The organism is Borreliella kurtenbachii, from assembly GCF_030437945.2.
In the GTDB taxonomy this organism is placed as follows: Bacteria; Spirochaetota; Spirochaetia; order Borreliales; family Borreliaceae; genus Borreliella; species Borreliella carolinensis.
Genome location: NZ_CP124058.1, coordinates 131,147 through 143,973, shown reverse-complemented (window position 1 = coordinate 143,973; position 12,827 = coordinate 131,147). Strand labels below are relative to the sequence as shown.

General features: G+C 28.7%; 8 protein-coding genes. 6 read left to right on the top strand and 2 right to left on the bottom strand.

The window, feature by feature from the left end; translation table 11 throughout:
- The first annotated feature begins 113 nt into the window (after positions 1 to 113).
- The 5 genes from QIA22_RS01260 to QIA22_RS01240 all read left to right on the top strand — a co-directional run bounded on the left by QIA22_RS01260 (position 114) and on the right by QIA22_RS01240 (position 8,199).
- Positions 114 to 1,349 (top strand): TolC family protein, encoded by a 1,236-nt coding sequence (locus QIA22_RS01260; protein WP_301611384.1) that lies wholly within the window; start codon positions 114 to 116, stop codon positions 1,347 to 1,349.
- A gap of 11 nt (positions 1,350 to 1,360) precedes the next feature.
- Positions 1,361 to 2,308, top strand: coding sequence for an efflux RND transporter periplasmic adaptor subunit (locus tag QIA22_RS01255; protein ID WP_301611383.1), 948 nt, complete (start codon positions 1,361 to 1,363; stop codon positions 2,306 to 2,308).
- An 18-nt stretch (positions 2,309 to 2,326) separates the two neighbouring features.
- Positions 2,327 to 5,539, top strand: coding sequence for an efflux RND transporter permease subunit (locus tag QIA22_RS01250; RefSeq protein ID WP_301611382.1), 3,213 nt, complete (start codon positions 2,327 to 2,329; stop codon positions 5,537 to 5,539).
- 1 nt (position 5,540) lies between these two features.
- Positions 5,541 to 5,849, top strand: coding sequence for a PG0541 family transporter-associated protein (locus QIA22_RS01245; RefSeq protein ID WP_301341327.1), 309 nt, complete (start codon positions 5,541 to 5,543; stop codon positions 5,847 to 5,849).
- Positions 5,850 to 6,306: 457 nt separating this feature from the next.
- The gene (locus tag QIA22_RS01240; protein ID WP_301611381.1) at positions 6,307 to 8,199 is read left to right on the top strand and encodes an AMP-binding protein; all 1,893 of its coding nucleotides are present in this window, start codon (positions 6,307 to 6,309) and stop codon (positions 8,197 to 8,199) included.
- 9 nt (positions 8,200 to 8,208) lie between these two features.
- On the opposite strand, the gene QIA22_RS01235 is transcribed toward QIA22_RS01240, so the two are convergent.
- Positions 8,209 to 10,098, bottom strand: a complete 1,890-nt coding sequence (locus QIA22_RS01235) for a penicillin-binding protein (RefSeq protein WP_301611379.1) — start codon at positions 10,096 to 10,098, stop codon at positions 8,209 to 8,211.
- 132 nt (positions 10,099 to 10,230) lie between these two features.
- Between QIA22_RS01235 and hisS the strand changes: the two genes are divergently transcribed.
- Positions 10,231 to 11,601, top strand: coding sequence for a histidine--tRNA ligase (gene hisS / locus QIA22_RS01230; RefSeq protein WP_301611378.1), 1,371 nt, complete (start codon positions 10,231 to 10,233; stop codon positions 11,599 to 11,601).
- 46 nt (positions 11,602 to 11,647) lie between these two features.
- On the opposite strand, the gene QIA22_RS01225 is transcribed toward hisS, so the two are convergent.
- A complete protein-coding gene (locus tag QIA22_RS01225) occupies positions 11,648 to 12,775 on the bottom strand; it encodes a tetratricopeptide repeat protein (protein WP_301611377.1) in 1,128 nt (375 codons plus the stop codon).
- Positions 12,776 to 12,827 lie beyond the last annotated feature (52 nt).

The following is a 12,827-nucleotide window of genomic DNA, read 5'->3' as shown; positions in this document are numbered from 1 at the left end:
ATATTATAATAATTAATCAAATGAATTAAAAATATTAATTAAGTTTTATAACTTTAAAGTTTTGATTTTTATTATAAAGGGGGCTTCAAATTAAAAAATTTTTTTTAATTTTTATGACCGTCTCTTTTTCTTTTGCTGAAATTATTCAAATATCACCCAAACAAGCTGTAAATATGGCCTTAGAAAATAGCTTAGATTCAGAAAATGCTCTGTACAAAGAAAATATAAAAAAACTTTATAAAAATAATGCGTGGAATGTTTTTGTTCCAAATGTTAACCTTAGCTCTACACTTAGTAGAAATTCTTCTGCTTTGAGTGATCTTGAGAGAGATTATTGGGGTTTTGGGTTTGGAGTTGGGATTAATCTTTCTTTGTCTCCTTCTGTTTTAAAGAGAATGCAACTGGTTATGTTGGAGTATGAAAGTGCAAAAATAGCAAAAGAAAGCGCTGTTCGCAATATTAAGCTAAATGTTCTTAAGTCTTACAATCAATTGATAGCTTTAAAGGGCACTTTAAAAGTTTTTGAGAGCCAAATACAAAATAGCAAACTTAAATTTGAACAAGCTAGAATTGCCTATAATAATGGATTAATATCAGAAATAGATTTTCTTGATGCGCAGCTTAAGTATAAAAAATCTCAACCAGATTTGGATGGTCAGATTATTAATTTTGAAAAATCAAAAGAAATTTTCAAATTATTAATAGGATTAGATCCGGATCAAGATTTTGAAATTATTGGAGAGTTGCCAGATGAGACGATAGATTTTTCTTTATTTAATGAGGAATTAAATTTTAATGAATCATTAGAGATTAAGGATTTGAATATACGATTAAAAATGACAGAACAGCTTATTGGTTCGCTTTGGCTGGATACTTATTTACCAAGCCTTTCTTTGTCATTTTCTTACTCTCCTTATAAATCATTTCATGAAAGTTCTAAAGGTTTTTCAACTGGATTTTTAGCATCCTTTAGTTTAAATTATGGGTTAACTGAAATGTTTCCATTTTCAAAGAGTTTTACAAAAATACAAGATAACAACTATCAGCTAAAAATACTACAAAACAATGTTGAAGGTAAAATTAGGAATTTAAAATCTAATATTGTGCAAAAAAGAAAGGATATTAGAAGATATAAAGCGATTCTTGATGCTTCTAAAATTAATGTAGAATTGGCGAATAAAAATTATCAAATGGCATTTAATGCTTTTAACTCCGGGGTCATGGATCTTTCTAAATTAAATGATATTGAATTTGCTTATAAGCAGAGTGATTTGAAGTTCATTGAAGATAAATTAAATTATGCCAATTCTATACTTGAATATAAAAATTTAATAAATTCATTAGACTGAGAGGTATTTTGATGAATTTGATTTTTAATATTAACTTTTATTTAAAAAATTATTTTTTAGTTTTATTCTTAGTCTTAGCTGCTTGTTCGAGCAAGAACAAGCTAAGCGACACCAATAAGGAGAAAGAAGATCCTTATAGATTCCCAGTAATTGCTATGAAGGTTAAAAAGGGAATCTTGAGTGATTATTTGTCTTTAAATGGAGATGTAGATACAAAAGTTAAAGCAGGCATTTTTCCAGACGCTGTGGGCAAAATAACTTCTTTGAGAATAAAACTTGGAGTTTATGTTCAAAAGGGACAAATAGTTGCAACTCTTGATCCTTCAAGGCCCGGTTCTGTATACTTGAAAAGTCCTGTAAGAGCGCCAATCTCAGGATATATTTTAAATATTACAAAAAAAATTGGTGAAACAGTTAATCCTCAGTCTAACATAGCAGTGGTGGGAAGGATAGATACAAAGCAAATTTTAACTTATGTTTCTGAGAAATACATTTCAAATATTAAAGTTGGAAATGATGCTATTATTGAGGTTGGAGCTTATCCTAATGAAAAGTTTAGGGCCAAAGTTTCAGAAATATCTCCTATTTTAGATTCTAAAAGTCGGACTATCGAAGTGTATCTTACGCCTATTGGTAGCAATTTAGATAAACTGATTATTGGTATGTTTTCTAAAATCAAACTTATTACTAAACGTTTTAGAAATGTAATTAAGATTCCAAGAGAGTCTGTTGTTGAGAGAGAGGGCAAGACATTTGTATTTAAGCTTGATTTAGAGAGTAAAAGTGTTCAAATGTTACCCATTAAGACGCTTTTTGAAATAGATAACATTGTAGCTCTTTCGGGCGAGGTTGAAGAGGGTGATTTAATTGTAGTAGAAGGTATGTCTGCTCTTTCTAATGGAACTCTAATAAATTTGGTAGATACCAAAGAGGGTCTTTCAGCTGAAAGCAATATTTAATTTATTGGGGGATGTGTTATGTTGGTAAAGAGAATAGTTAGCAAGCCAATAACAATGTTGATTTTATTTTCATTGTTAATAATGATAAGTTTATATACTTTTTCAAGATTAAAAGTAGATCTTTTACCAGGAATTGATATTCCCCAAATAAGTATTCATACTGTTTATCCTGGTGCTTCTCCTAAAGAAGTTGAAGAGAGTGTTTCTAGAGTTCTTGAGAGTGGCTTGAGTTCGGTAAAGAATTTGAAAAATATATATAGCATTTCTTCTAAAGAAAGTAGCACCGTTTCGCTTGAATTTTATCATGGAACCGATTTAGATTTAGTTTTAAATGAAATTCGAGATGCTCTTGAATTGGTAAAGTCTTTACTGCCCAGTAAATCACAAACACCTAGAATTTTTAGATACAATCTTAAAAATATTCCTGTAATGGAAATTGTTATTAATTCTGTAAGGCCAGTTTCTGAGCTTAAAAGATATGCTGATGAGATCATTAAACCTGGGCTTGAAAGGCTTGATGGAGTTGCAGTTGTTACTGTTAATGGTGGAAGTAAAAAGCGCGTTTTAATTGAAGTTTCTCAAAACAGATTGGAGTCTTATGGGCTTTCTTTATCAAGAATATCTTCAATTATAGCATCTCAAAATTTGGAACTTTCAGCCGGTAATATATTGGAAAATAACTTGGAATATTTGGTTGAAGTTTCTGGAAAATTTAAATCAATTGAAGAGATAAGCAATGTGGTCATAGCTTATAAGATGCCCGACATTTCTTCTGGCATAAATTCATCTCCTATTGAAATAAAACTTAAAGATATTGCTAATATTAAAACGGATTTTGAAGATTTGTCAGAATATGTTGAGTATAATGGATTGCCTTCAATTTCTTTGTCGGTTCAAAAACGTAGTGATGCCAATTCTATTGCCGTTTCTAATGTTGTTATGAGTGAAATAGAAAAATTGAAATTATCTATGCCTAAAGATATGAGATTAGAAATTGCTTCTGATAGTACTAATTTTATTAAAGCATCCATTTCAACAGTTGTAAATTCAGCCTATTTTGGGGCCATACTTGCAATATTTGTTATTTTCTTCTTTTTAAGAAGCTTTAGGGCCACAATAATTATTGGAATTTCTATTCCAATAGCAATTGTTTTGACCTTTTGTTTAATGTATTTTGTAAATATTTCCCTTAATATTATGAGTCTTGCAGGCCTTGCACTTGGAATTGGAATGGTTGTTGACTGTTCAATTGTTGTAATAGACAACATATACAAATATAGACAAAAAGGAGCAAAGCTTATTTCATCTTCCATTCTTGGAGCCCAAGAAATGATGCTACCTATTACATCCTCAACTTTTACTTCTATTTGTGTTTTTGGGCCATTTCTTATTTTCAAATCAGAACTTGGAGTATATGGAGATTTTTTTAAAGATTTTTCATTTACGATTGTTATTTCCTTGGGGGTTTCTCTTTTAGTTGCGATTTTTTTGGTTCCTGTTTTAGCAAGCCATTATGTCGGTTTGTACACAAGTTTTCAAAAAAATATTAAGAATGCTTTTATTAGGAAAATCGATGCTTTTTTTGCGAGTATTTATTATTTTTTAGAATTTTTATATATCAATTTATTAAATATAGTTTTAAATCACAAATTGATTTTTGGGTTAATTGTTTTTTTTAGTTTTATTGGTAGTTTGCTTTTAGGATTATTGTTGGATGTGACAACTTTTGCTAGAGGCAAAGAAAACTCAATTACTATTAATTTAAATTTTCCCCATAAAACTAATTTAGAATATGCAAAATTTTATTCTAATAGATTTTTAGAAATTGTAAAAAGTGAGTCTAAGGGATATAAAAGCATTATTGCCACTTTACATGCTGATAGAATAATTTTCAATGTATTGTTTCCTCTTAAGGAAGAATCAAGAGATAAGTTAACCCAAAGCATAGATTACGATGCTATTAAATATAAAATTATGAATCGTATTGGGAATCTTTATCCTGAGTTTAATATTGAACCTTCCAGTGGCGGTGCTTTAGGCGGTGGAGATTCTATTAAAATTAAAATTTCGGCCAATGATTTCGAGTATATAAAAGATTATGGAAAAATTTTAGTTTCCATGTTAAAAAAGGAAATTCCTGAACTTGTAAATCCAAGACTTAGTATAAGTGATTTTCAACTCCAAATTGGCGTTGAGATAGACAGAGCTTTAGCTTATAATTATGGCATTGACATGAATACCATTTTAAATGAGTTAAAGGCCAATATTAATGGTGTTGTTGCTGGGCAATATGTAGAAAATGGACTTAATTATGATATTGTTCTTAAGCTTGATAGAATGGATGTTAAAAATTTAAAAGATTTAGAAAAAATATTTATTACAAATTCATCTGGGGTTAAAATTCCTTTTTCATCAATAGCTACCTTTGAAAAAACTAATAAAGCTGAATCTATTTATAGAGAAAATCAAGCTTTAACTGTTTATCTTAATGCAGGTATTTCTCCAAATGATAATTTAACCCAAGTAACTGCAAAAGTTGTAGATTTTATTAATAATAAAGTGCCTCATAAAGAAGGCATAGTGCTTAAGGTTGAGGGAGAATATAATGAATTTTCAAATATTATGAATCAGTTTAAAATAATCATTATGATGGCTATTATTGTTGTGTTTGGCATTATGGCTTCTCAATTTGAATCTTTTTTAAAACCCTTTATTATTATTTTTACAATTCCTTTAACAGCAATAGGGGTTGTTCTTATACATTTTCTTGCAGGAGAAAAACTTTCTATTTTTGCTGCAATTGGTATGCTTATGCTTGTTGGTGTTGTGGTAAATACGGGAATTGTTCTTGTAGACTATACTGGTTTATTGATCAAGAGGGGATTTGGCTTAAGAGAAGCAATTGTTGAATCTTGTCGTTCAAGGCTTAGGCCGGTTTTAATGTCTTCTTTGACTTCAATAATAGGGCTTATTCCAATGGCATTTTCTAGTGGAAGTGGAAATGAACTTTTAAAGCCAATTGCATTCACTTTTATTGGCGGAATGACAGCCAGCACATTTCTTACTTTGTTTTTTATTCCCATGCTTTTTGAAATTTTTTCCAACATTGTTTCAAGTTTTAAAGCTAGGTTAAAAAGAGTGACGTCCAATGTAGATGTTGAAAAATCATTCAAAATTAATAATTCAGCTAAAAGTAGTTATGATAATTTATTTGAAGAAGATGGAGAATGATATGACTAAATTTTATAGATATAGGATTGAAATAGTTTCTAACTTATCTTTAGAGCTTGATGTTTTTGAATGTATAGAAAAAATAGAGCAAGAGTTAGGAGAGCCTATATATTATTCTAAGATAGAAAATGTTTATGGAAAAGGCAAGAAGGGGGAAAAACATGGCAATGGTGTTTGGCCTGAAGAAAATTTTATTTTGATTATTTATACATCCAATCAATCTATTGTTGATCGATTAAAGGATATTGTAGATGATTTGAATCGTTCTTACCCCACAGAAGGGATTAATTTTTTTGTTTTGAAAAATTAATTCTTAATGTTAAAATTTTATTTGCTGTTTTGGGTAACAAAGAAGTAGTTAATGGTTTTTTTGAAGTTTTTAATAGAGAACTGGAAGGTGGTAATATTTCAAAAAAACTTAAATATTGTAGAGAAACGACTAAATTCGTGTTGATAGGTTTGTGGACATTTTCTTTTAAATGGATAAATATTAAAATATTATTTTAAAGACTATGAAAATTATATTTCTTGTATTTATGAATAAAAAATAAGGAGATTTCTTAGAAAGAGTGCTTGATTGTTTTAATTTTAGATTTTTAATTATTTTTTATTAAATACTTTTTTAATTTGTTTTGATTTTTTAGGCTTTTATTTTCATTGGCTTTCTGTATGTTTTTTACAGTATGAGTCTTTATAAATAATCTTTATGAATTTATGGTTAATAATGATATAATAAACCATGTTAACTTTGTTAAAAGGAGGATTATATGTCAATAGCAAAGGCATTCTTTGAAGTGGCTGATCAGCAAAAAGATAAAATTGCTCAAATATATAAAGTTAGCAATGGATATGCCCATGTTACTTATGGCGACTTAAAAAACAATGTTTTAAAGCTTGCTTCCTTTTTAAAGTCAATCAATGTTAAGCATCAAGATAAAATATTTATTTGCTCTGAGAATAGGGCCGAGTGGACCGTGATAGATTTTGCAATTTTATCTTTAGGTGCCGTTGATATTCCAAAGGGTTCTGATGTTACTCTTTTTGAAGCTGAAATTATTTTTAACTCCGTTCTTCCAAGTGTAGTTATTTTAGAAAATTTAAATCTTCTTGACATGTTTGTTCAAATTAAATTTACAGCAAAGCCAATATTTATTATTATTGAAAATTTAAGCCAAGAAGATAGGTTGAAATATAATGATTTTGAGATTTATACTTATAGCGATTGTATTTTATTAGGAGACAACTTAAGAAAAGATTTAGAAATTATTGAGATTGCAAATAAAGTTGATTCTAATGATATGGCAACAATAATATATACCTCTGGAACAACAGGTCATCCAAAGGGGGTAATGCTCAGCCATACTAACCTTCTTTATCAAGTTTCTAGTTTTAGTTTAATGGTTGATACGCAGGTGGGACAAATATTTATGTGTATTTTGCCAATTTGGCATTCCTTTCAAAGGTCTTTCTCTTACAACATTTTCCTCAAGGGTATGGTTTGTTTGTTTTCTACCATTGTTCCAAGAGCAATGCTTGATGACATTAAAAATATTAATCCCCATTATATTGCAGCTGTTCCTAGGCTTTGGATTGCAATAAGGCAAAATATTTACAAAGAAGTTTCTAAAAAACCGTTTATTTCTAGAATGATTTTTCATTTTTTTGTAAAATTGGCATTTCTTAGTGATATTTGCTATAGAGTGGTAATGGGGCTTTATCCGGACAACGGGTTTAGTTTATTTTTCCCTATAAAGAAAATTTTGGGAATATTTGGATTAATCTGTTTATTCCCTTTTAAAGCTTTGGGGAATATTTTAATTTTTAATAAAATAAATAAGATCTTGGGCAATAATTTTGTTGTTGGGATTACTGGTGGCGGGAGCATGCCGTTGTCTGCTGCTAGATTTTTTAATTCAATTGGCATTGAGCTTGCTAATGCTTATGGATTGACAGAAACTTCACCCGGAGTGGCTTCTAATAAGCATAAAAAAGTGATTATTGGGACTTGTGGTAAAATTTTGCCTGGAACTGTTGCTGAGATTAGGGATGTCGATGGGAATAAACTTAAAAAGCCTGGAAAGGGAATTTTGTTTGTAAAAGGGCCCCAAGTAATGCTTGGATATTACAAGGATAAAGAAGCAACTTATAGGATTATTGGTTCTGATGGGTTTTTAAACACAGGCGATATTGCAAAATTATCTAAGGATAATGTTGTTCAAATTATTGGTCGAGAAAAAGATACAATTGTTTTGAATAATGGAGAGAATGTTGAGCCTGCTCCAATTGAGATTAAGCTTGAAGAATCAGCATTAATAGAAAAAGCGGTTGTTGTAGGCCAAGATCAAAAATTCTTAGGCGCTCTTATTCTTCCAAATTTTGAAGAAATAAATAAATATTTAGAAAGTGTTGGGCAAAAAATTTTTGATGCTAATAATAGACGTCAAATTATTGCAAACAATATTGTTCTTAAGGCCATAAATGATGAAATAAAAAAATTAATCAATAAAACTAATGGATTTAAGCCTTTTGAGCAGATATTGAAGTTTACTCTTTTAGAAAAACCATTTGAAGTTGGTAAAGAAATGTCGATTAAAATGGACATTAAGCGAAGCTATATTTTAAATTTTTATAAAAATGAAATTAAAAATTTATTTATTTAATTAACCCAATTATTTTAAATACAGTTCAAGCTCTGCTATATCTTCTAGTTTTGTATTGGGGGATATGCTTTGCTTGTAAACAAATCCGTCTCCATTTATTTTTATTTTCATAGTATTTTTATAGTATTTTAGTATGTCTATTGCTTCTCTTTTGGAAAGGTTGATAAAATTTGGCAAGTATGTTTTATTTTTATAATTAATTTCAGTTTTAGGAATCTTGATTTTGGATGGCATTTTAATTTTTTTATATGCTATTGTATTTTGTTGGTGTTCAATAAATTCTATTATTTCTTTTGCCATTGGAGCTGCTATTCTTGTTCCGTATATTATTTTTTTTGGGTATCTATATACAATATAAATAATATATTTTGGTTGTTCTGTGGGGTATATTGCCAATATAGAGGAGGTATAGTCTTCTTCTGAATATTTGCCCGTTTTTCTATCAATAGCCTGAGATGTTCCGCTTTTTGCAGAAATGTCAAGATTTTTAATTTTAAGATTTGGAATTCCACCTTTATTTACAACCTCTCTCATCATTTTTAAAACTTTTTGTGCTGAACTTTTGGATATTACTCTTCTTAGTTCTTCTTTATCAAATTCTTTAATATTTTCTCCTTTATCGTTGTTTATTTTTTTTATTATTTTAGGTTTCAACATTATTCCATTATTGCCTAATATGCTTGCAGCTTGTAGTATTTGAACCGCTGACACTCCTATTTCTTGTCCAAATCCAATTGTAGCTTTGCTTCGTCCTGACCATTTTGAATAATGATTTAAAAGTCCTTTTGTTTCTCCGGGGAATGGAAACCCAATTTTTTCCCCAAATCCAAAATCTAAAAGTTTTTTGTAAAAGTATTCATTGCTAACTTTTTCAGTAATGTAAGCTATTCCAACATTTGATGAATAGATTAAAATCTCTGTAGAGTCGATATATTTATAGGGAGGATTTAATGTTTTGATTGTAATTTTTTCTCCTGATGGAAATTGTTTTTGATATATTCCATTGTCTAAAAATTTTTCTTCTAAACGTAATTTTCCACTTTCTAATATTATTGCAACTGTAAAAATTTTATTAATGCTCCCAGGTTCATAGGTGAGAGATGAAGAAAGATTTTTCCGTATTTCTTCAGGATATTCAGAATAAAAGTTTGCATCATATTGAGGAAATTGAACCATGGACAATATTTCTCCATTTTGGGAATTCATTACCAAAGTAATTAAACTTTCAGGATTATTTTCTTTAAAGTATTTTTTAGCTATTTTGCTAACGCCTTGTTGTATATCCATGTCTATTGTTAAGTAGATGTTGTTTGTTTCTAACTCTTGATTTAAAAATTGTTGTTTGGTTTTATCTTTTCCTAATATGCTATTTAGAGAAAATTCAATACCCTCAAGGCCAAGATTATCTGTCCCTACAAAGCCAGTAATATTGCTTGTGATGTGCCTAAAGGGATAAATTCTTGTATAATCAGGGTATAAAGCAATGTTGGAAAGTCTGCCTTCAGCTTGGATTCTTTTTATTAAATCCGATTCTTCTCTTTTTATTTTTCTTTTTATATATAAAAACCCTCTGTTGGAAGAAAGCTTTTCCTTTAAAATTCTTGAGTCAATTTGGAGTATTGCGCCAAGAGTTTCAGATGTGCTTACAATATTTTCTATTTTTTGAGGATTTGTTCCGATTGAGTAAGACTTTGAAGAGAATGCTATTGGTTTGCCATTTCTATCGTAAATTGCCCCTCTTTTGGCAATATCATTTGACTTTAAAGGTATTATGTTGTCTGGGCTGTTATTGAAAGCCATTAGTGTGAAATATTTGTAAATAGTTAGCAAAGTTATGCCAAAGAATATTGTTAATATTGTTTTTATTCGATACTTGTTATTAAGTATTCTTTTGGTCATGAATTTTGGACCTCTTAAATTATTTTATGACTATATGAAATAAAAAATTATTCATTTTTTTTTGCATCTATATTATTATATGTTATTATATTCTGAAAAAGTAAATTACTATATAGCAGAGGGTATAATATAATGGACATTAAAACTTTAAAAGGCTTTAAAGATTATTTACCGAAGGATTCTTTGATTCGAATTCATATTGTTAGGCAGATATTTAGCGTTCTTAATTCTTATAATTTTGACTTAATAGATACTCCAGTTCTTGAATATTCAGATTTGCTTTTGAAAAAGGGTGGGGAGGAGACCGAAAAGCAAATTTATAGGTTTAAAGATAATGGGGGAAGAGATGTTTCTATGCGATTTGATTTAACCGTGCCTTTTGCCAGATTTGTTGCTACAAATATTTCTGCTTTAAAATTTCCTTTCAGACGTTCTCAATTTGGAAAAGTTTTCAGAGGAGAGAATTCTCAGAAAGGTAGATATAGAGAGTTTATGCAATTCGATTTTGATATAGTCGGAGAAGATAGTTTTAGGGGCGATGCTGAGATTCTTTCTGTTGTATATTATGGACTTGAAGAGATTTTTTTAAATTTTATCGAAGGTATTAATAAAAAATTTATTATTCATTATTCCCATCTTGGTATATTGAATTCTTTTTTTGAAAAATTAGGACTTAAAGAAAAATCTATTTTTATTTTAAGGAATATTGACAAAATAGACAAAATAGGAATTGATAAGGTTAAAGAAGCGCTGCTTCTTGAGATTGAAAAAGAAGCAGTAGATTCAATCTTAAGTTTAGTGAGCTTGCAAGGCACTTTTAAAGATAAAATACAAGCTTTAAAAAGTATTTTAGGCGATAATGAGTCTGTCAAGAGAGTAGAAGATGTTTTCCGGCATCTTAGTTTGTTAAAAATTCAAGATTCTTTTAACTTAAATCTTAAAATATCGCGTGGGCTTGATTATTATACGGGGATTGTTTTTGAATCTGAGGTGTTTGGTAGCAATATGGGTAGTGTTTGTAGTGGGGGAAGGTATGACAATTTGGTTTCTTCGTTCTCAAGCTCTATTCAAAAAATTTCAGGAGTTGGCGGATCTTTTGGTGTTGATAGAATAAAGGATATAATTGATCTTGAAAAGTTTAGTTATATTAAAATATTTGTCACTAAGGCTAGATCTAAAGTTTTGATTGTAAATTTAGACAGTGCTTTGCAAAATTATTATTATGAACTTGCTACTAGGTTTAGAAATCATGATTATTCTAAGGTCAAAAATATTTCTTGTGAAGTCTATTTTAAAAATAAAAATGGTAAAAATATTAAAGAGCAAATAGAATATGCTTTAAGCAAAGAAATAAGATTTTTAATTTTTGTTGGTCAAGAAGAATATAAAGAAAATAAAATGAAAGTAAGAGATTTAACAAAAAAAGAAGAGTTACTGCTTTCTTTTGAAGAATCAATCGATCTTATCAAATGTAATGAAAAGTTATTGTGTACCCCTTTTTAGTCTTAAATGTTAATTATTTTTTAAAATTTTAGCAAAGATATTAGGGTCAATTTACATTTTTATCTATTTTTCTAATTGTTATTGCATTTAAGGTAAGTTTGTTCTTTTTGTATTCTATTTGTCCAAGTATTTCAACATTGTCTTTAAAATCAATATCAATATCAAAGGTTGTTTTTGTTGGAATAATTCCTGAGAGTACATTTTTGTTGTATCCTACGTAAAAATCAAATTGAATTATGTTATCTTTTTTTTCGATATTATTTACTACTCCTTCCCATTTTACATATACGTTTGAATATATTGATGGATCTTTTTTAATATCTTTTAGGTTTAGATGTTCATTAAAGCTAATGAAATCTGGTCTTGAGATAAAACTTGCAAGATTTTTGGCTTTTAGTTTTATTGATTCTGATGCATTTGAATTTAATATTTTATTTATTTCTACTCTTGCAAAATTATCTTTTCCCTTTTTTAAGTAAATTTTGATTTTTTCGAAAGAATTTTTAATTTCGTCGCTGGTTAGTATTAATATGAATTGACCTTCTTCATTTTTTATTTTTTCTTTGTTATTTATTTTAATGTCATCAATGTAAGCAGCAATATTATTTAAATTTTTGTTTATTTCTGCTTTTAGATTTGCGGTTTTTGTTGTTTTTTGTTCATAAAAAATAAAATAGATTGCTAACATTGAAATAAATACAATTCCCCCTATGATAATTATTATGATTAACTTTGTTGAATTTTTATCGGGTATTGCTTTAATTGCTGGGAATAATTTTTCATATAGGTTGTTATTTTTTAAAAAAGCAGAACCTTTGAGGGGATTTTTTCGAATAATTTCAAGAGACAGCTCTGATCTATCTACTTCTTGATTTTCTTCTATCATTTTAAGCCATATCTGAATAGCTTTTTCTTCCTTGCCTTGACTTACTAAAAGTATAGCAATAGCTTGTTTTATATTTGGTTCGCTTGGATTTAAAGTGTAAGCTTTTTTAAGATATGTTTGAGCATTGCCAAGGTTTCCAATACGAAGATAAGACATTCCTAAGACGTAGTGATACAAATAGTAATTTTTGAATAAAAAAATTTCTTTTTCTAGGAGTTTTATTGCCTGTGAATATTTTTTTGAATTATAGTAATAAATAGACTTATTGATAATTTTATTAGGTTCCATATAGCTAGAATTTGACCCCACAATTTTCTTTTTAATATTATAATATAAGATT

Bases quoted from the DNA above. Each gene is read 5' to 3' on its own strand.
- QIA22_RS01260 (WP_301611384.1), top strand. From the start codon at position 114: ATGACCGTCTCTTTTTCTTTTGCTGAAATTATTCAAATATCACCCAAA.
- QIA22_RS01255 (WP_301611383.1), top strand. From the start codon at position 1,361: ATGAATTTGATTTTTAATATTAACTTTTATTTAAAAAATTATTTTTTA.
- QIA22_RS01250 (WP_301611382.1), top strand. From the start codon at position 2,327: ATGTTGGTAAAGAGAATAGTTAGCAAGCCAATAACAATGTTGATTTTA.
- QIA22_RS01245 (WP_301341327.1), top strand. From the start codon at position 5,541: ATGACTAAATTTTATAGATATAGGATTGAAATAGTTTCTAACTTATCT.
- QIA22_RS01240 (WP_301611381.1), top strand. From the start codon at position 6,307: ATGTCAATAGCAAAGGCATTCTTTGAAGTGGCTGATCAGCAAAAAGAT.
- QIA22_RS01235 (WP_301611379.1), bottom strand. From the start codon at position 10,098: ATGACCAAAAGAATACTTAATAACAAGTATCGAATAAAAACAATATTA.
- hisS (WP_301611378.1), top strand. From the start codon at position 10,231: ATGGACATTAAAACTTTAAAAGGCTTTAAAGATTATTTACCGAAGGAT.
- QIA22_RS01225 (WP_301611377.1), bottom strand. From the start codon at position 12,775: ATGGAACCTAATAAAATTATCAATAAGTCTATTTATTACTATAATTCA.